General features: G+C 58.6%; 17 protein-coding genes and 2 tRNA genes. 11 read left to right on the top strand and 8 right to left on the bottom strand.

Translation table 11 applies throughout. From position 1 onward, the window contains the following. Positions 1–108: 108 nt before the first annotated feature. From F2S13_RS08005 to F2S13_RS07990, 4 genes are all read right to left on the bottom strand, one after another. The gene (locus F2S13_RS08005; RefSeq protein WP_166359932.1) at positions 109–1,401 is read right to left on the bottom strand and encodes a virulence factor family protein; all 1,293 of its coding nucleotides are present in this window, start codon (positions 1,399–1,401) and stop codon (positions 109–111) included. Continuing rightward, positions 1,401–3,977, bottom strand: a complete 2,577-nt coding sequence (gene mprF / locus F2S13_RS08000; protein ID WP_425500222.1) for a bifunctional lysylphosphatidylglycerol flippase/synthetase MprF — start codon at positions 3,975–3,977, stop codon at positions 1,401–1,403. Before mprF ends, F2S13_RS08005 begins: the two co-directional genes overlap by 1 nt. Before the next feature lie 279 nt (positions 3,978–4,256). Continuing rightward, positions 4,257–4,333: transfer RNA gene (locus F2S13_RS07995), tRNA-Met, on the bottom strand. 136 nt (positions 4,334–4,469) lie between these two features. Further along, positions 4,470–4,546 (bottom strand) — tRNA-Met (locus F2S13_RS07990). Positions 4,547–4,790: 244 nt separating this feature from the next. Between F2S13_RS07990 and dinB the strand changes: the two genes are divergently transcribed. Further along, entirely contained in the window at positions 4,791–5,852 is a 1,062-nt protein-coding gene (gene dinB, locus F2S13_RS07985; protein WP_166359930.1) for a DNA polymerase IV, read from the top strand. Between the two features lie 54 nt (positions 5,853–5,906). Here dinB and F2S13_RS07980 read toward each other — a convergent pair whose 3' ends face one another. The 3 genes from F2S13_RS07980 to F2S13_RS07970 all read right to left on the bottom strand — a co-directional run bounded on the left by F2S13_RS07980 (position 5,907) and on the right by F2S13_RS07970 (position 10,155). Beyond that, positions 5,907–6,863: a hypothetical protein gene (locus F2S13_RS07980; protein ID WP_166359929.1), complete on the bottom strand. Its 957-nt coding sequence runs from the start codon at positions 6,861–6,863 to the stop codon at positions 5,907–5,909. 20 nt (positions 6,864–6,883) lie between these two features. Then, on the bottom strand, positions 6,884–8,599 hold the full coding sequence (locus F2S13_RS07975) for a proline--tRNA ligase (RefSeq protein WP_166359928.1): 1,716 nt from the start codon (positions 8,597–8,599) through the stop codon (positions 6,884–6,886). Positions 8,600–8,799: 200 nt separating this feature from the next. After that, positions 8,800–10,155: an OprD family porin gene (locus tag F2S13_RS07970; RefSeq protein WP_166359927.1), complete on the bottom strand. Its 1,356-nt coding sequence runs from the start codon at positions 10,153–10,155 to the stop codon at positions 8,800–8,802. Between the two features lie 956 nt (positions 10,156–11,111). Between F2S13_RS07970 and F2S13_RS07965 the strand changes: the two genes are divergently transcribed. After that, a complete protein-coding gene (locus F2S13_RS07965; RefSeq protein ID WP_166360174.1) occupies positions 11,112–11,537 on the top strand; it encodes an HIT domain-containing protein in 426 nt (141 codons plus the stop codon). A gap of 3 nt (positions 11,538–11,540) precedes the next feature. Beyond that, complete coding sequence (locus tag F2S13_RS07960; RefSeq protein WP_166359926.1) at positions 11,541–11,747, top strand: SlyX family protein; 207 nt, start codon at positions 11,541–11,543, stop codon at positions 11,745–11,747. 68 nt (positions 11,748–11,815) lie between these two features. On the opposite strand, the gene F2S13_RS29620 is transcribed toward F2S13_RS07960, so the two are convergent. Next, a complete protein-coding gene (locus F2S13_RS29620; protein WP_166359925.1) occupies positions 11,816–12,421 on the bottom strand; it encodes a cold-shock protein in 606 nt (201 codons plus the stop codon). A gap of 359 nt (positions 12,422–12,780) precedes the next feature. Here F2S13_RS29620 and F2S13_RS07950 point away from each other — a divergent pair, with 359 nt between their 5' ends. From F2S13_RS07950 to ruvB, 8 genes are all read left to right on the top strand, one after another. Next, entirely contained in the window at positions 12,781–13,254 is a 474-nt protein-coding gene (locus F2S13_RS07950; protein ID WP_166359924.1) for a Dps family protein, read from the top strand. A 493-nt stretch (positions 13,255–13,747) separates the two neighbouring features. Continuing rightward, on the top strand, positions 13,748–14,077 hold the full coding sequence (locus F2S13_RS07945; RefSeq protein ID WP_166359923.1) for a ribbon-helix-helix domain-containing protein: 330 nt from the start codon (positions 13,748–13,750) through the stop codon (positions 14,075–14,077). Positions 14,078–14,230: 153 nt separating this feature from the next. After that, entirely contained in the window at positions 14,231–14,452 is a 222-nt protein-coding gene (locus tag F2S13_RS07940) for an FmdB family zinc ribbon protein (RefSeq protein ID WP_166359922.1), read from the top strand. Between the two features lie 93 nt (positions 14,453–14,545). Beyond that, the gene (gene aspS, locus F2S13_RS07935) at positions 14,546–16,321 is read left to right on the top strand and encodes an aspartate--tRNA ligase (protein ID WP_166359921.1); all 1,776 of its coding nucleotides are present in this window, start codon (positions 14,546–14,548) and stop codon (positions 16,319–16,321) included. Between the two features lie 114 nt (positions 16,322–16,435). Next, the gene (locus F2S13_RS07930) at positions 16,436–17,182 is read left to right on the top strand and encodes a YebC/PmpR family DNA-binding transcriptional regulator (RefSeq protein WP_166359920.1); all 747 of its coding nucleotides are present in this window, start codon (positions 16,436–16,438) and stop codon (positions 17,180–17,182) included. 127 nt (positions 17,183–17,309) lie between these two features. Beyond that, positions 17,310–17,834 (top strand): crossover junction endodeoxyribonuclease RuvC, encoded by a 525-nt coding sequence (gene ruvC, locus F2S13_RS07925; protein ID WP_166359919.1) that lies wholly within the window; start codon positions 17,310–17,312, stop codon positions 17,832–17,834. A 128-nt stretch (positions 17,835–17,962) separates the two neighbouring features. Further along, entirely contained in the window at positions 17,963–18,571 is a 609-nt protein-coding gene (gene ruvA, locus F2S13_RS07920; protein WP_166360173.1) for a Holliday junction branch migration protein RuvA, read from the top strand. After that, positions 18,572–19,627, top strand: a complete 1,056-nt coding sequence (gene ruvB / locus F2S13_RS07915) for a Holliday junction branch migration DNA helicase RuvB (RefSeq protein ID WP_166359918.1) — start codon at positions 18,572–18,574, stop codon at positions 19,625–19,627. The last annotated feature ends 140 nt before the right edge of the window (positions 19,628–19,767 follow it).

Raw genomic sequence — 19,767 nt, 5'->3', positions numbered from 1 at the left:
GCGTCTGGCATGGCATTCCCACGCAGAGCGTGGGAACGAGGATCTGCGGTAGAAACAAAAAAGCCCCCGCGACCGAAAGGTGCGGGGGCTTTTTCGTGGATGGTTGTATCAGTCCTTGGCGACGCTGGTCTTGCCCTGGCGCTTCTCGACGGCGTCGATCATGCGCTTGGCCAGTGCCGGATAATCTTCGTCGAAGTGGTGGCCGCCAGGCAGCTTGAGCGCCTCGCCCACGGCGGTCTTGTCGGTGCAACCGCTCTCGTCGACCTCTTCCTCGCCATACACGCAGAGCACTTTGCCGGCTGGCATTCTGGCCATTTCTGGCCCGGTCGGTGCTTCCTTGCCGGCATTGCCCAGCCAGCCTTCCACTTCGATCTCGAAGCTGCCGCTACGGGCGAAGGCCAGCAGAATCACCGCATCGATGCGTTTCTGCTCTTCAGCAGGCAGGCGATTGTAGATCGCAGGCAACACATCGGCACCAAACGAATAACCGGTCAGCACGAAGCGCTTGGTGCCCCATTTCTGCCGATAGTGCTGCATCAGCTCCACAAGGTCCGCCGCGCTTTCTTCGGGTGTCTTGTGCTGCCAGTAGTAACGCAGGGTGTCGATGCCCACGACCGGGTAGCCGAGCTTGGCCATTTCACCGGCGACGTCACGGTCCAGGTCGCGCCAGCCACCATCACCGGACAGGAACAGGGTCACGGTGTCGGCGGTTTGCCCGGCCGGTACTTCCACCACGGGAATCTTCAGGCCATCGCCGGCATTGCCCACCAGCACCTGGGTCAGCTGGTTCTTGAGCACTTGTGGCAGGTGGATGTCGTAGTCGCTGATGCTGGTTTCGGCGTTCGGTTGATCGCGGACAAAGGCCGCGGCGGCATCATCCGGGTTGTCGTTCCAGGACACCAGCCAGTGCCCGTGAGCTGCTGTCTTGGGCAAAGGGGTGGCGCATTCGGGCTGTTCCATGCTGAAACCGACCGAGACCGCTTGCGCCTTGTCATCCTGCTGATTGGCCAGCCAGTCCCATGCCTTGGACGCGCCAGGGCCAATGCCGGCTACCACGGTGGCGGGTCCGGAAAGTTGTTGCAGGGCGCTTTGCAGGGCCTGCTGCTGTGTTACGCAGTCGCCCTTGGGTACGACCACCTGGACAATCTGTGCCGAACCGCTTTGGCTCAGGTCCAGCAATTGTTTGTCGCTCAGGGCCTGGTCGACCGGTACCAGCACGGCAACCTGGGCCTTGGCCTTGGCGCCGGGGACTACCCGGGTGATGTCGTTGCCGTTGGCAGGCGCGAGGTGTTCCAGGGTGGCTTGCGGGGCAGGGCGGTTCCAGAACCAGACACCTGCCAGTGAAGCCAGAAGCAGTACCGCGACGATTGCCAGTAAAGACCGCCAGTAACGTTGAATCATTAGCGTTTCACCAATCCAGTCAAGCCGCCCGCGATCAGGGCAGCAGTGTCGGCCAGTGCCACCAACGGATCGAGTCCGGCGGGCACGGCCATGTAACGGGGTTCCCAGTCAGGCTGGAATTTGTCTTTGAAGCGGCGCAGGCCCTGGAAGTTGTAGAGCTGCTCGCCACGCTGGAACACCATCGAGCCCAGACGCTGGGTCAAGGGTGCGCCGCGGCGTGGTTGCAGGCCCGACAAGGGAACCATGCCCAGGCTGAAGCGTGCATATCCATGTTTTTTATAATGTTGAATCAGGCCGACCATCATGAACTCCATGGTCAGCTTCGGCGCCTCGGGGTGAGCGCGCATCAGGTCGAGGCTCGCCAGTTCATGGCTGTCGGTCTCGAGCAAGTTGGCAAACGCCACGGGGTTGCCTTCAAAACGAATGATGGCAATACGGAAGTGCTGCAAGTACTCGGGGCTGAAACGGCCCAGAGAGAAGCCTTTTTCGCGCACATTCTTGCCTGTCAGCCAGGCATCGGAAATGACCTTGAGTTCTTCCAGCGGTGCCTGTCCTGGTTCATGGACCTCTAGGGTTAGACCATCGCGGGTGCCACGGTTCCAGGTGTAGCGCAGGTCTTTCATCTCCTTGCCCTTGGCTTCCAGGTCGAAGCGCTTGAGATCGACCCGGGCTTCTTCACCGAGCTTGATCGCCGTCAGGCCGATGTCCATGTAGAACGGCAGGTTCTCCGCACGGACCTGATAGAACACCGGCCGCGCATGATGGATATCGCAGAGGTCGCGGAACTGCCAGATCATTTCTGCGCGCTGCTGGGCGGGCCCGATTGGATCGTACAGGGCCACCAGGCTGCGCCCGCGTCGTGCATACATCAGGAAAGCATCGTCGTTGGGGTGGAAAAGCAATGCCTTGTCACCTGTCAGGGCCAGGCCGCCGTCCGGTTGATCGGAGGCCTGCAGCACTTTAACGGCTTTTTCCAATTCTTCACTGTTGGGCAGATGAATGACCGGGCGCGCGGTTCGCAGTAGCCAGGTCAAGGCGACGATCACGAGCAATACCGCACTGCCCAGGGCTGAGCGCAATCCCCGTGGCGCATCGGCATCAAGGGTGAATTGCCACCACAGCTCATGGCTGTAGGGCACATCCTGATAGGCGAACAGCAGCAGCCAGATCGAAGCGCCGACGACACAGGCGCTGGCAACCAGGTAAACCGGGGAGAACGGCAGTTCGAGCAAGCGACTGGGGCGATAGAACGAACGGCGGAACAGGGCCAGCAGGCAGGCGGTCAGGGTCAGGATGCTCGCTTCTTCCCAGTCGAAACCCTTGAGCAGGGAAAGCAGGGCGCCTACCAGCAACAGGATGGTCGTCAGCATCCAGGCGGCCGACAGACGGCGACGCAGACCCTGGGCCAGCAGCAGGCAGAGCACGCCGATCAGGCTGGCACCGAAGTGCGAAGCATCGATCAGGCGATGGGGAATGAGGAAACCCATGTGCTCCAGACGGGTATCGATTTCCGGCGTCGCGCCGGAGAACAGTAATACCACGCCGGAAAGAAATACCAGGACCGCCAGCACTGGAGCAGCCAGGCCAGAAGCGATGCGTATCGCCTGCCGGGCAAATATCAGGCGTTGGGCTTCGCTGGCCAACAGCAGAACGCATGCCACCAGCAGTGGCAGAACGACGTAGATCAGTCGGTACAGGAGCAGGGCCGCGGCCAATGGCGCAGCGCCCAACTGGTCGGCGAAGGCGGCCAGCAGGATCGCTTCGAACACGCCGACGCCACCTGGAACGTGGCTGAGAACGCCGGCAGCCAATGCCAGCAGATAGACCAGCAGGAAGGCACCGAGGGGTGGTGCCTCAGGCAGTAGCATGTAGAGAACGACGGCTGCGCAGGCGACGTCCAGTGCGGTGATGACCAGTTGCAGCAGGGTCAGGCGTACGCCCGGCAGGCGCAGCGTACGACGACCGATCTGGACCAGCAGATTGTCGGCGATAGGCTGCTCGGGCAAGCGTCGGCGATACAGGCCATAAGCCAGCAACACGCTCAGGGCCAGCACTGTGGCGGCGATGGAGCCCAGCAGCAGGGGTGGCAGGCCCAGGGCCGTGGCAGCGGCCGGCAGGTCGCTGAGCGTTGCCAGCGCCGCCAGAGGGGGCAGCGCGCAGCCAAGCGACAGACTGGCGAACAAGGTCATGCGGGCGACGTCGCTGGCGGCCAGGCCATGTCGAGCGTACAGGCGATAGCGCACCGAGCCGCCGGACAGCAGCGATAGGCCGATGGCGTTGCCGATGGCAAAGGCAGTGAAGCCACCCATGGCCAGCGTGCGCGGTCCCAGTTTTACCGAGGCATATCGGCTGGCCGACCATTCATAGCCCAGCAGTACAACGAAGCCTGCGACAGTTGCCGCGAATGCTCCACCCAGAGCGGTTGGTGGAACACTGAGCAGCGAGTCATGCAGCGCATAGATGTCCAGCTCGCTGAGCAGATGCCGACAGGCGATCAGGGCAATTGCGAACAACACGAACGTGATCGCCAGGCCGATTGGCTGGCGATACCGGCTCAGCAATTCAAGCCAGCGCATACGGCTCGGGTTGAAAGGCTGGGTCGCGGTTGTCTGGGTTTGCACATCTGATGAATCGGGACGCATCAATCACCTCGTGGATCGTGCGGCACAGGATGGGGGCATCCAGCCAAGTTACCAATCCCTACGGAGAAATATGAAGAATTATTTACCTGGAGCATTGATCCACGGCAATTTACTGGAATACCTACAGGGGTATGTTTGGCGTGATATCCAGCCAAGGTGATTTTACGCCAGATGCAAAAAAGGCCACTTATTCAAGTGGCCTTTTCTGTTGTTTGGTTGCGGGAGCCGGATTTGAACCGACGACCTTCGGGTTATGAGCCCGACGAGCTACCAGACTGCTCCATCCCGCGTCTGTGGGGGCGGATTCTACAGGGAGGCGCTGAGGTGTCAACTGTTAATCGCGTTTTGTGCTAAATAAGTGTCGGTGGCAGTAAAAACGGACACAAACAAAAAAGGCCACTTTTTCAAGTGGCCTTTTCTGATGTTTGGTTGCGGGAGCCGGATTTGAACCGACGACCTTCGGGTTATGAGCCCGACGAGCTACCAGACTGCTCCATCCCGCGTCTGTGGAGTGAATTCTACAGAAGTACGCCGGCATGTCAACCGCTAAATTGGAGAAAACCTTTTTTGTTCAAGTGCTTAGGTGTTTCGAGAAGGGTGCGACGCAGGCGGGGCGCGGGTTTCAGCTCTATTGGGTGAATAAAACTGATTGAATAAATGCATCAGCTAATGGCTGTCGAGTGCGACCGGTTAAGCGGGGTGAGATACTACCGTCCACTCTGTAAGAACTTTACCAATATCAACACCATGACCCAGCGCAAAATCATCCACGTCGATTGCGATTGCTTCTACGCAGCCATCGAGATGCGCGACGACCCGAGATTGGCCGGCAAACCGCTGGCTGTCGGTGGTTCGGCGGATCGGCGCGGGGTCATTGCCACCTGTAACTATGAAGCGAGGGCATATGGCGTGCGCTCGGCGATGTCTTCGCGACATGCGCTGAAGCTCTGCCCGGACCTGGTCATCGTCAAGCCGCGAATGGATGCCTATAAAGAAGCCTCTCGCGAGATTCACACCATCCTGCGTGACTACACCGAGTTGATCGAGCCGTTGTCGCTGGATGAGGCTTACCTGGATGTTTCCGAAAGCACGCAGTTTTCCGGCAGCGCCACGCGAATCGCCCAGGACATACGTCGGCGGGTCTCGAACCGTTTGCATATCACGGTCTCGGCCGGGGTGGCGCCGAACAAGTTTCTGGCCAAGATTGCCAGCGACTGGCGCAAGCCCAACGGTCTGTTCGTGATCACTCCGGCCGAGGTCGAGGATTTTGTCGCCATGTTGCCGGTCTCCAAGCTGCATGGTGTCGGCAAAGTGACGGCGGACAAACTGGGGCGATTGGGGATTGTCGACTGCTCGACGCTACGCGAGTGGAGCAAGCTGGCGCTGGTGCGCGAATTCGGCAGTTTTGGTGAACGGCTCTGGAGCCTGGCGCGGGGTATCGATGATCGAGTCGTGCAAAACGACAGTCGTCGCCAGTCGGTCAGTGTCGAGAACACCTATGAAACCGATCTGCCCGACCTGGACAGCTGTCTGGAAAAGCTGCCTGAACTGATGGAGACCCTGGCCGGACGCATGGCGCGCATCGACAGCAGTTATCGCCCGGGCAAGCCATTCGTCAAAGTGAAATTTCATGATTTCAGCCAGACCACTCTGGAGCAGACCGGGGCCGGTCGAGATCTGGACAGTTATCAGCAATTGTTGACCCAAGCCTTTGCACGAGGCGCAAAGCCGGTGCGGCTGCTGGGGATCGGGGTCCGCCTGGTGGATCTGCGCGGCGCCCATGAGCAGCTGGAGCTGTTTGCCCTTTAGCTCGAAGGGGAATGTGCCGGCAGGCCGGCACATGGGGTGATCGGCGGGTGTGGATCAGTGGATTGCGCCGGGATCGGCCACCAGGCGGTGAGCATCCTTGGTCAATGACTTGAGGAACTCCTGCTGCAGTTCCGGATCATTGCGCGTCAATTCGATGAGGCTTTGCTCCAGTTCGCTGGCTTCTTCTTCCAGGCCAAGGTCCGACAGGCGCTTGACGCGATGCACCCATTGGTTGACTTCGTCATCTTCCAGGTCATCGAAAATCAGGCCGTGGGCTTCGAGCAGCTTGCCGCGCAGGTTGCTGCTGACCAGCAGGCTGGCATCGGCACGGGTCTTGTCGTCTTCATCGGCGACGGTCAGGCGCAAGGTGCCAATGTGGTTGAGGTTTTGCTCGGAGAACGGGCTGTCGAGCAGGTTCAGGCGCAGCACGCCATTGCGATCGGTGCTCAAGTCGTACGTCTGTTTCCCGGCGGCAACCTGCACGGGGCGTTCGCTCCAGGGCAGGCTGGTGTACTCACGACGCTGGTCGCGTTGAACTTCATCGATGCCGGCCAGGTTCTGCTGGGCCCGGCCGTTCGATTGTACGTTCATGAACGGGTTGAGTCCGGCGAAGCCATAGCTGATCCAGTCTTTGGTCACGGTGTCGGGCAGGCGCCCGAGCATGACCACGTTCGCGACGTTCGCGCCGATGCCGGCAACCACCGCGACAGCGCCCAGGGGGATTTCGTAGGTCTCCCTCCAGGCCTGGTACGGTGTGTAACGATCGTAACGACGCGTCACTTCGAACTCGGTGACTTCGAAGGTTTTCTGTTCATGGATGCGCACGCGCCGCTGCGGCAGCTCAAGTACCTTGGGCTCTCCGACATCGATCTGCAGGCTGTGATCGAGCAGCTTGCGCTCGATGCGTTCCTCGTGCTCGCTGCGCTGGGACATCTGATTGGCGCAGCCGCCGAGAAGCAGGGCGCCGCACAGTGCGGCGCCCCCCAGAGGTAAGGTACTTCGCTTGAACATGGTTACTCTTGTTCTGACTATCAGCGACGGATACGAGCCTGGAGAAAGGACAGCACGTCAGCGACGGGAATGGCCTGAGCCTCGCCCTCGGTACGGCTCTTGTATTCCAGGTTGCCTTCGGCCAGGCCGCGATCGCTGACCACGATGCGATGAGGGATCCCGATCAGTTCCATGTCGGCGAACTTGATCCCCGGGCTGGTTTTCTTGTCGCGATCATCGAGCAGGACTTCGAAACCGGCAGCCGTCAGCTCTTTATAGAGGTTGTCGGTCGCTTCGCGAACCTGCTCGGTTTCATAGCGCAGTGGTACCAGAGCGATCTGGAAGGGCGCCAGGGCGTCGCTCCAGATGATGCCGCCTTCGTCGTAGTTCTGCTCGATCGCGGCAGCGACCACGCGGGAAACACCGATGCCATAGCAGCCCATGGTCAGGGTGACGGGTTTGCCGTTCTCGCCGAGGACCTGGCACTTCATGGCTTCGCTGTACTTGGTGCCCAGCTGGAAGATATGCCCCACTTCGATGCCGCGCTTGATCACCAGCGTGCCCTGGCCGTCCGGGCTCGGGTCGCCTTCGACCACGTTGCGCAGGTCGGCAACGGTCGGAACCGGCAGGTCGCGCTCCCAGTTGACGCCAAAGTAGTGCTTGTCGTCGATGTTGGCGCCGATGCTGAAGTCGCTCATCAGCTCTACCGAGCGGTCGATGATGCAGGGCAGGGGCAGGTTCAGAGGGCCCAGAGAGCCTGCACCGGCGCCGATGGCGGCGCGCAGTTCGGCTTCGGTCGCCATGACCAGCGGGTTGGCAACCTGTTCCAGGTTGGCAGCCTTGATTTCATTGAGTTCGTGGTCACCACGAATGATCAGTGCAATCAGCTTGCCTTCTTCGGCAGCGTGCACGACCAGGGTCTTGATGGTCTTTTCGATTGGCAGGTCGAAGCCTTCGACCAGTTGCGCGATGGTCTTGGCGTTTGGCGTATCGATCAGGCGCAGCTCTTCAGTCGGCGCCGGGCGTGAGGTCTCGCGTGGCAGGGCCTCGGCCTTCTCGATGTTGGCAGCGTAGTCTGAGGTGTCGCTGAAGGCGATATCGTCTTCACCGGAATCGGCCAGTACGTGGAATTCATGCGAGCCGGTGCCGCCGATCGAGCCGGTGTCGGCTTGTACCGGACGGAAGTTCAGCCCCAGGCGAGTGAACACGTTGCAGTACGCCTGGTGCATGCGGTCGTAGGTTTCCTGCAGGGAAGCCTGGTCGACGTGGAAGGAGTAGGCGTCCTTCATGATGAACTCGCGGCCACGCATCAGGCCGAAGCGTGGGCGGATCTCATCGCGGAATTTGGTCTGGATCTGGTACATATTGATCGGCAACTGCTTGTAGCTGTTGAGCTCGTTGCGGGCCAGATCCGTAATGACTTCTTCGTGGGTCGGGCCGGCACAGAAGTCGCGGTCGTGGCGATCCTTCAGGCGCAGCAGTTCCGGGCCGTATTGTTCCCAGCGGCCCGATTCCTGCCACAGCTCGGCAGGCTGGATGCCTGGCATCAGGACTTCAAGGGCGCCGGCCGCGTTCATTTCCTCGCGTACGATGGCTTCAACCTTGCGCATCACACGAAGGCCCATCGGCAGCCAGGTGTACAGACCGGAAGCGAGCTTGCGGATCATGCCGGCACGCAGCATGAGCTGGTGGCTGATGACGACCGCGTCGGAAGGGGTTTCTTTCTGTGTGGCGAGCAAATATTGACTGGTGCGCATGGTAGGCCGTTGTCGGTTGCTTTGACTGAAAATGACCCGGCATTGTACGGCGGTGATCCGGTTGCGTACAGGATTGAGGTCGGTGGAAGCGGGATATAGCTTCCCGCTGGTCTCAGGACGGCGGGTTGATCGCCTGCCTATAAATAGAAAAGCCCGGCAGAGCCGGGCTTTTTTTATTGCAGCTGATGCGTTACCCGAAATTACAGAATCGACAGCGGGTAGTCGACGATCAGGCGGAACTCGTTGATATCGCCTTCGCCTTCGTCGGCGTTGGCACGGTGCCAGGCTTGACGAATACGGAAGGACAGGTCTTTGGCCGGGCCTTCCTGGACTACGTATTTGGCTTCCAGGTTGGTTTCGTGGTGCTTGCCATCAGCGCCATAAAGTGGGCTGACGGTGCCGTCGTCATTGGTAACCTTGTAAGCGCTGGTGGTGAGATCGACGCCTGTGCCATCGATGTTCCAGCCATTGACGTAACGAGTCATGAAGCTCAGGCCTGGGACGCCGTATTCAGCCATTTTCAGGTCGTAACGAACCTGCCACGATTTCTCGCCCGGGCCGTTGAAGTCGGAGTACTGAATGGAGTTGGCCAGGAAGATCGAGTCGCCGCCGCGGTTGTTGTCGCCTACACCGATGTAGTCGAACGGAGTGTTGCCGTTGACTTTCTGGAAGGCCAGAGTAACGGTGTGCGCCGACAGGAAGGAGTAGGCAGCAGACAGCGAGTAGGCGTTGTTGTTGATATCGCCGGCTTTGGAGTCGCCAGTGTCCTTGGTGTTGTAGTAGTTGAAGTCAAACGCCAGGGACTGATCGCTTGCCAGTGGCAGCGTGTAGTTCAGGTTGGTGTAGTACTGGTTGAACACGTCTTCCAGCTTGACACCGTACAGCGAAGCGCTGAACTGGTCGTTGAACGCGTAGCGGCCACCGAAGTAGTTTGCAGTGTTGGTGGTTACACCAGCGTAGGTGGCGAACAGTTCGCCGTCACGGTTGGTCTGGTCCTGGCTGGTAGCGGAGTAGAAGTGACCGCCTTCCAGATCCAGGTCCTTGACTTCGCTGCTCATGAAGGTGATGCCGCTGGCAGTTTGCGGAGTCAGGCGGGAGCCGCCGACTGCGAATACCGGAGCGGTGCTCGGCTGCTGGTCACCCAGTTTCACCATGGTCTTGGAGAAACGAATCTTCAGTGCAGCACCGGCTTTGCCGTAGCTGTCAGCTGGGTCGCCGTCGGCACCAACTGGCAGGTTGCCCGTGCCGCTGTACTTCTGCGAACCGTCGAGTTTCAGGCCCAGGTAGCCGAAAGCGTCAACGCCAAAGCCGACGATGCCTTGGGTGTAGCCTGAGGTGAAAACGCCTTGGAAGCCTTGGGTCCAGTCTTTATCGTCGTCCGCGCCGTCTTTCTTGTCGCGGTTGTAGTAGTAGTTACGAGCCAGCAGGTTCAGCGTGCTGTCTTCGACGAAGCCTTTGGACTCTGCCTGATCGCTGACGAAGGCTCCAGCCATTGCCAGTTGCGAAGTTGCGGCAGTTACTGCCAGGGCGATTGCGCTCCACTTCATCACTTTCATCGTGATTTGCTCCTTTGGTTTTTAGGAAGAGTACTGCCGTCCCACCTGTTTTTTTATCTGGGCGGCTCTTTCTTTTTGTGTCGGCGCAAACTTATATCACGCAGACCATAATTGGCGATACTTGCAAAACAAACCTTTCAGCTTCTTTACGACAATGTCGCAAATTCTTGTGTCCATGTCGCAAAACACGATTTTTGATTAAAAATCGTACAACTACAGCGCAGCTTTCAAAGGCCTGGGCACAGTAAGGTAATGGTTGTGTCCCCCACAACGTTGAAAACTCCATGGTCACACCGTGCAGCTGTCGTTATTTGGCGCAGTGCTTCGTATCCAAAAAGCTTGCTGGCGGCCATGTGGGTAGTAATGCAACAAGCGTGCACAAAAGGGTTACGTCCTTACGAAATTTTCACTTTTCCCCTTTTTAGCCTTAAACCCTCATAAAAACGGGGGGTTAAGAACTTTTGGTTTGCCCTTGACTCTCGTGGCGCGATCAGGCTGACACGGGCGCCAGGGGAAAAATGTTACCGCATCGGCGACAGAATTGAGTAGTTGACGGATGCGGCGCGCACTAAGAGTAGACGATGAGCCTCATTTTGGTGCGAAAAGTAGCGTTTCGGTAACGGCGTGGCTGCGCGGCGGTAGCAGTTTCATTCGATCGGGAACCGGATCGCGAGGTGTTGGCGACGGGGGTGACAGCTCGACCCCTGAAAAGACTGGTTGTGACCTTGCTCTGAATTTTGGTCACGTTATGGCGTGTCGGTTTGGAGCGCTCTTCTTTGGTGCGATGCAATCGGAGGTGGCATTGGGGGGGATTGGGAACCCTTGTTGATTAATAGCTTTGTGTTTCGAATTTCCCGTCTGTCAACCCTTGTTATGCAGTGAATGGTTTTGCGTTCGCGAGTATCCTGCAGGTTGTAGCCATGCGGCGTTCAATTTGCTATCGGGAGACCTCTACGGTGTTTGCTCTGGATTCACGTCTTCAACAAGATACTCTGCCGATTGGCGACTTCCCGCTGTGTCGCTTGCTGCTGTCCAACGATGCGAACTATCCGTGGTTCATTCTGGTGCCGCGCCGGCCGGATATCAGTGAACTGTTCGAACTCGAGGGTGCTGATCAACTTGTGCTGTGGCAGGAAACTACGGCCCTGGCCAGCAAACTCAAGCAAGTTTTTTCGGCGGACAAGTTGAATGTGGCCACGTTGGGTAATGTGGTCAGTCAGTTGCACATGCATGTGATTGTTCGCCGTCGCAATGATCCGGCCTGGCCTGGACCGGTATGGGGTCGGCATCCTGCAAGGCCCTACTCGTCCGAGGAGGTCGCGGCCATCCGCGAGCGACTCAAGGGCGAGCTGGGCGATGACTTTCGTTTTGTGGAGGCTTGAACCATGACTCTGGAAGCGCGTGTTACCGATCTGGAAAGTCGCCTGGCGTTTCAGGATGACACTATTCAGGCACTCAATGACGTACTGGTTGAGCAGCAGCGTGTGGTCGAGCGTCTGCAGCTGCAGATGGCGGCCTTGCTCAAGCGTCACGAGGAAATGGTGGGGCAGTTTGCAAGCCTGGAAGAGGATGCTCCGCCCCCTCATTATTGACAGTCAATTGTCGGGCATAAAAAAACCGCGAGCAGCACGCTGCCTCGCGGTTTTTTTGTACGTGGCGATCAGCGTCGTGGGGAGGCGGCGATCACGTCTTCGGCCTGCAGGCCCTTGTCGCGGTTCATTACCGAGAACTCGACGCGTTGGCCTTCGACCAGCACGCGATGGCCTTCACCGCGGATGGCACGAAAGTGGACAAAGATATCATCGCCGGAGTCGCGTGAAATAAAGCCGAATCCTTTCGAGGTATTAAACCATTTGACCGTACCGGTATCACGGTTGCTCATGTCGTAGTTCGGCGTCGTGCTGCTGGTGCGTTTCGATGGATAGAAGCTGATTCCCAGGTGCAGGACCACGGCGGCGACTGCGCTCAGAAGGCTGAACGATGTGGCAGGCTGGCCGGCCATTTCCAGTTGGGCAAGCAGGGTCAGTGTTTGCAGAACGACAGCGAGCACCAGAAGAGCGCTGACCACGTTTTGCAACTGGTGGCGCGCGCCTTTGTTCCATTGCGGGATGACTGGCGCGAGGATCAGGTTGAGCAGGCCGAAAAGCGCCAGGTAGAGTGCATCGGGTTGTTGCAGGTAGGGTGCGGCATCGACGGTTCGCAGGCTTGGGACAAAGGACAGCAGTAAAGCTGCGGCGCCCGTCAGGAGGTGGACGATCTTCAACATTTTATTTGACTCACGTTAAGGCAGATCACAGGAAAGAGCTGAACTCACGACCGCGCCCCTTGAAAAGATGAGGGGGTGGCAGTCATGGATAAAGTCAGCCTATGCATCACCATCAGGATGATCGGTGGTGACGACACGAGGTCTATTTAACAGCAAAGCCTTGGCCTACTCAAATCAGGCGCGGGCCGGTCGTCTCTGGAATGGAGGTGAGGGCTGGTTTGCGGTCGGGCGCAAGGGCGGTACCCCGACGGGCTGGATCGGGCGGCGCGGCCTTCCCGCAAAGGCTGCACGCGCCTGCGACTCTTGCTAGAGTGGTCCCGCACCTGCTTGGTGACAACCTACATATGAAGGAGATTTATATGGCAATCGATATCGGAATCAGTGAAGAAGATCGTAAGTCGATAGTGGAAGGTTTGTCTCGTCTGTTATCCGATACCTACGTACTGTACCTCAAGACCCACAACTTTCATTGGAATGTCAGTGGTCCGATGTTTCGCACCTTGCACTTGATGTTCGAAGAGCAGTACAACGAATTGGCCCTGGCGGTTGATTCGATCGCTGAGCGTATTCGTGCATTGGGCTTTCCAGCGCCTGGTACTTATTCTACTTATGCCCGGCTTTCTTCGATCAAAGAGGAGGAAGGGGTGCCGGCTGCTGAAGATATGATCAAGCAACTGGTTCAGGGGCAGGAAGCTGTTGTGCGTACAGCGCGCGGTATTTTTCCGCTGCTCGATAAGGTCAGCGATGAACCCACTGCGGATTTGTTGACTCAGCGTATGCAAGTTCATGAGAAGACCGCGTGGATGCTGCGCGCGCTGCTCGATAACAAATGAATTCGCCAGCGTCCTGATTGTGCCGCAGACGAGCCCGGAGGTCTGGGTGTCGGCGTCGCTTTCCACAAGGGCTCAAGCCGCTTGCCAGGGCTTGGGCCTTTTTTATTGTGAGTGAAAGTGTCGGTTCGGGTGCAATGCCCGCAATGGCAATAAGGTTTGACACGCTCGCAGTTTTTTCACAGGTGCGGCAGGGGAGTGGTAAGGCTTCCAGGTTAGTTGCTTGTCATGTTGTGGCGATAATGGGTTTGTTGTTCTTCGTGCGGTAAAAAAATATCGTAATTAATATTTTTCTCATCATTTTGCGTGTTTTTGTGTGGGTTAATTTTAAGTGGGGCGAGGTGTTGAAGTCCTGGGGTTTTTGTGGATGCGTCCTACGCAGATAGTTATGTGGTCTGCTGGATGTAAATATTTCGTTAATGTTTTATAGCGGTGTGTCAATGCGAAATTGTCGTTCAACTTTCAGCGAATGTGGTATCAAACGAATGGTGTATGTATGTCTCGTATATTTGAACGTGTTAACAGAGGGGCGGGCAAGCCGGTAAAGGTCGGTATAGATCCTTTTGTGGAAGATTTTAATATGGGGCTGGCTCAGCCGCTTTCCAGGTCGGTACGGCTCAATGGTTTCGCGACGTGTCTGCGTCTCGAGGAGGTGTACTGGAAAATTCTGGAACGCATTGCCAATGCCAATGATTGTTCCGTCAACGCGATTCTGTCCTACGTGGACAGGGAAGTGCACCTGCGCTACGGCGGGGTCAAGAATTTCAGCGGGCTCATCCGGGTGGTCTGTGTGGTGCATCTGCTGAATCCCGGCGGTCGGGCGTAGCCGCTGGATAGGGGCCTGCCAGCCCTGGCGGGATGAGCGGGCAAGCATCTGTTATGCTGCACGGCTGCACAGGCCCCGTTAACCATATATAATCTCGCCCTTTGTTGCATGGCGCGGTAAGCGCTGTGGTTAATAGGTTGCCGAGACACTCCCATGCCCATGTACGATTATCAATGTGCTTCCTGTGGTCACCAGATGGAAGTCATTCAAAAAATCAGCGATGCGCCGAAGACCGACTGCCCTGCCTGCCAGGCGCCCGAGCTCAAGAAAATGCTCTCCATGCCTGGTTTTCGCTTGAGCGGCACCGGCTGGTACGAAACCGATTTCAAGACCGGCGCAAAAAAGAATCTAGCGGGCGGCGACAAGTCCGATTGAGTTGAACTGCACCCGCAGGGTCTTGCACTATAGCGTCCGCCGGGCGAGCCAGGCCTCCACCGAATTCCGATTACGAGAAGCGAAACCACTATCATGATGCGCAGCCATTATTGCGGCCAATTGAACGAAAGCCTGGACGGCCAGGAAATTACCCTTTGCGGATGGGTTCATCGCCGTCGCGACCATGGCGGGGTGATTTTCCTCGATATTCGTGATCGCGAAGGTCTGGCCCAGGTGGTGTTCGACCCGGATCGCGCCGACACTTTCGCCGTCGCCGACCGTGTGCGCAGCGAATACGTGGTCAAGGTTACCGGTAAGGTACGCCTGCGTCCGGCCGGTGCCGTCAATGCCAACATGGCCTCTGGCGCCATCGAAGTGCTGGGTTACGAGCTGGAAGTCCTGAACGAATCGGAAACTCCGCCGTTCCCGCTCAACGAGTACTCCGATGTTGGCGAGGAGACGCGTCTGCGTTACCGCTTCATCGACCTGCGTCGTCCGGAAATGGCCGAAAAACTGCGTCTGCGTTCGCGCATGACCACCAGCATCCGTCGTTACCTGGATGAAAACGGCTTCCTCGACGTCGAGACGCCGATCTTGACTCGTGCAACGCCGGAAGGCGCGCGCGACTATCTGGTGCCGAGCCGTACTCACGCCGGCAGCTTCTTCGCCTTGCCGCAATCACCGCAGCTGTTCAAGCAGCTGCTGATGGTTGCCGGCTTCGATCGTTACTACCAGATCGCCAAGTGCTTCCGCGATGAAGACCTGCGTGCCGACCGCCAGCCGGAATTCACCCAGATCGACATCGAAACCAGCTTCCTCAACGAAGCCGACATCATGGGCCTGACCGAAGGCATGATCCGCAACCTGTTCAAGGAAGTGCTGGGTCTGGAATTCGGCGAGTTCCCGCACATGACCTTCGAAGAGGCCATGCGTCGTTACGGATCGGACAAGCCTGACCTGCGTATTCCGCTGGAACTGGTCGACGTTGCCGACCAGCTCAAGGATGTTGACTTCAAGGTCTTCAGTGGCCCGGCCAACGATCCGAAATGCCGCGTTGCCGCACTGCGCCTGCCAGGTGGTGCCAGCATGCCGCGCAGCCGTATCGACGAATACACCAAGTTCGTCGGCATCTACGGTGCCAAGGGCCTGGCGTACATCAAGGTCAATGAGCGCGCCAAGGGCGTCGAAGGTCTGCAATCGCCGATCGTCAAGAATATCCCTGAGGCCAATCTGAACGTGATCCTCGATCGCGTCGGTGCGGTCGATGGCGACATCGTCTTCTTTGGCGCCGACAAGGCCAAGATCGTCAGCGAAGCCCTGGGCGCGCTGCGGATCAAGGTCGGCAACGACTTCAACCTGCACACCTGCGAGTGGGCGCCGATGTGGGTTGTCGACTTCCCGATGTTCGAAGAAAACGACGACGGCAGCTTCACTGCGCTGCACCACCCGTTCACCGCGCCGAAGTGCTCGCCGGAAGAACTGGAAGCCAACCCGGCTACCGCTCTGTCCCGTGCCTACGACATGGTGCTCAACGGTACCGAGCTCGGTGGCGGTTCGATCCGTATTCACCGCAAGGAAATGCAGCAGGCTGTATTCCGTCTGTTGGGGATCAACGAGGCTGAACAGGAAGAGAAATTCGGCTTCCTGCTCGACGCCCTGAAGTACGGTGCGCCGCCCCACGGTGGTCTGGCATTTGGTCTGGACCGTCTGGTCATGCTGATGACCGGTGCCCAGTCGATTCGTGAAGTGATCGCCTTCCCGAAAACCCAGAGCGCTGCCTGTGTGATGACTCAGGCACCGGGTCTGGTGGATGCCAAGGCGCTGCGCGAGCTGCACATTCGCCTGCGCGAACAGCCGAAGGCGGAGTAAGCCGGTCTCAAGGCGCACCCCAGGGGGCGCCTTGCTGCCAGGGCGGGATTTTTTCTTGCTCGCCATCGCCCTGCGGTGGCGGGCAATGTTGCAAAGAGAATTTGGAGCGAGTTTATGGCAGGTCATTCCAAGTGGGCGAACATCAAGCACCGCAAAGAGCGCCAGGATGCCAAGAGGGGCAAGATCTTCACCAAATGGATCCGTGAACTGACCGTCGCAGCCCGTCAGGGTGGCGGTGATCCAGGTTCGAATCCGCGTCTGCGTCTGGCTCTGGACAAGGCGCTGGGTGCCAACATGAGTCGCGATATCATCGATCGCGCCATTGCCCGTGGCACCGGTGCCGCCGGTAGTGATGACGTTGTCGAGCTCAGTTACGAAGGTTACGGGCCCAATGGTGTCGCGGTGATGGTCGAATGCATGACCGACAACCGCAACCGTACAGCCGCTGCTGTGCGCCATGCGTTCAGCAAGTGCGGGGGTAACCTCGGTACCGATGGTTCGGTGGCCTACCTGTTCGAGCGCAAGGGGCAGATTTCTTTCGCGTCGGGCGTTGACGAAGATGCCCTCATGGAAGCGGCCATGGAAGCCGATGCCGATGATGTGGTCAGCAACGAAGACGGCTCAGTCGACGTGTTTACCTCGTTCTCCAGCTTCTATGCGGTGCGCAACGCGCTGGAAGCGGCGGGTTTCAAGGCGGCCGATGCCGAGATCGTCATGCTCCCGACCACCAGTGCCGAACTGGACCTGGAGGGCGCCGAGAAAGTCCTCAAGCTGATCGACATGCTCGAAGACCTGGATGATGTGCAGAACGTCTATTCCAATGCCGACATTCCCGAGTCGGTGGCAGAGCAGCTCGGCTGATTCACCTGCAACGATCTTGAAGCCGGATGTGCAAGGCCGTGATATTTCACTGCTGTGCATGTCCGGCTTCTGCCTTTAAGCTGTTGCGGCAATTGCCGCAGGTCTCATCTCTCAAGCTGCAGGCGTTATGACTCTTATTCTTGGTATCGACCCCGGTTCGCGAATTACCGGATATGGCGTGGTGCGCGACATCGGCCGTGGCTGCGAATATGTGGCCTCCGGCTGCATTCGCACCGGCAGCGGTTTGTTGCACGAACGTTTGCAGATCGTTTACCGAGGCGTGCGTGAAGTGATCCAGGCCTATGGGCCGGTGACCATGGGGATCGAAAAGGTATTCATGGCGAAAAACGCCGACTCTGCACTAAAGCTGGGCCAGGCGCGGGGCGCCGCGATCGTCGCTGCGGCCGAGGAGTCCCTGGAAATCGCCGAATATACGGCGACCCAGGTCAAGCAGGCGATCGTCGGTACCGGTGGCGCAAACAAGGAGCAGGTGCAGATGATGGTCATGCATTTGCTGAAACTCGCCAAGAAGCCGCAAATCGACGCATCCGATGCGCTGGCGATTGCCTTGTGTCATGCCCATACGCGCTCGAGCCTGATACCTCATGGCTTGAGTAGCGCACGGAGCCGCGGTGGTCGCCTGCGACTCTGAGCGGGGCTTGGCATCATTGGCTTAAACATTTCCGGTTGCAGGTCTGCACAGGCCTGCAATGATGGCGAGCACGCTTGCCGCAATTGATTGGCCCGCCATTGCGCGCGGTCATGAGAAAGGACCTGAACGTGATTGGACGCTTGCGCGGTACCCTGGCTGAGAAGCAGCCTCCGCACCTGATTCTTGATGTCAACGGGCTGGGCTATGAGCTCGAGGTGCCCATGACCACGCTCTATCGGCTGCCATCGGTCGGTGAGCCGGTGACCTTGCACACGCATCTGGTGGTGCGCGAAGACGCGCAACTGCTCTATGGCTTCTATGCAAAGCGCGAGCGTGAGCTGTTTCGCGAATTGATTCGTCTCAATGGCGTAGGGCCGAAGCTGGCGTTGGCGTTGATGTCCAGTCTCGAGGTCGATGAGCTGGTACGCTGTGTCCAGGCTCAGGATACCTCTGCGCTGGTCAAGGTCCCGGGCGTGGGCAAGAAAACCGCCGAACGCCTGTTGGTCGAACTCAAGGACCGTTTCAAGGCCTGGGAAACCGTGCCGAGCATGTTCGAGCTGGTACCGAACGGCCCGCAACCGCTGGCGCCGGTTTCCACGGCCGAGAGCGATGCGGTGAGCGCCTTGATATCCCTGGGTTACAAGCCGCAGGAAGCCAGTCGTGCCGTGGCTGCCATCGATGCCAAGGGCTTGAGCAGCGAGGAGCTGATTCGCCGCTCCCTCAAGGGGATGATTTAAGTGATCGACGCAGACCGACTGATAACCGCCACCGGGCGCGACCGCGAAGAGCTCCAGGACCGGGCAATTCGCCCGCTGAGCCTGGCCGAATACATCGGCCAGCCGACCGTGCGCGAGCAGATGGAGTTGTTCATCCAGGCGGCTCGGGGACGCAACGAGTCGCTCGACCACACCCTGATCTTCGGTCCGCCGGGATTGGGCAAGACGACCCTGGCCAATATCATTGCCCAGGAAATGGGCGTGTCGATCAAGAGTACGTCCGGCCCTGTACTGGAGCGACCTGGCGATCTGGCGGCATTGCTGACCAATCTGGAGCCGCACGACGTGCTGTTCATCGACGAGATCCACCGGCTTTCGCCGATCGTCGAGGAGGTCCTGTATCCGGCCATGGAAGATTTTCAACTGGATATCATGATCGGCGAAGGTCCGGCGGCGCGCTCCATCAAGCTCGACCTGCCACCGTTCACGCTGGTCGGCGCGACCACCCGGGCCGGCATGCTGACCAACCCGTTGCGCGACCGCTTCGGTATCGTCCAGCGCCTGGAGTTCTACAGCACGGCCGACCTTGCCACCATCGTCAGTCGATCGGGCGGCATTCTGGGATTGCCGATTGAAGACCAGGGCGCCTACGAGATCGCTCGTCGTGCCCGAGGTACGCCGCGCATTGCCAACCGCTTGCTGCGGCGGGTGCGGGATTTCGCCGAAGTGAGGGGCAAGGGTCATATCACCAAGCCGATCGCCGACATGGCCTTGAATCTGCTGGACGTCGATGAGCGCGGGTTCGACCATCAGGATCGGCGGTTGCTGCTGACCATGATCGAGAAGTTCGACGGTGGTCCGGTCGGGGTCGACAGCCTGGCAGCGGCGATCAGCGAAGAGCGCCACACTATCGAGGATGTCCTGGAGCCCTACCTGATCCAGCAGGGGTATATCATGCGCACGCCTCGAGGGCGCGTGGTGACGCGCCATGCGTACCTGCATTTCGGTCTGAATGTACCCAATCGGATGGGCGAAATGCCGGCTAGCGATCCATTTATCGATATTTCCGATGAATGAATGCGCCGAACGGTACCGATCATTTCGACGTTTTCGTGGTCCTAAGGGCGGGTATGAGCGCGGCCCTGGGGGCAAGTCGGCATAAAGTATGTAAAAACAGTTGCTTGAGCGGATTGGCAACCTGAGGAGTAAGCACTAGA

Source organism: Pseudomonas akapageensis (genome assembly GCF_011355085.1).
GTDB lineage: Bacteria > Pseudomonadota > Gammaproteobacteria > Pseudomonadales > Pseudomonadaceae > Aquipseudomonas > Aquipseudomonas akapageensis.
This window is presented reverse-complemented; position numbering and strand designations above follow the sequence as displayed.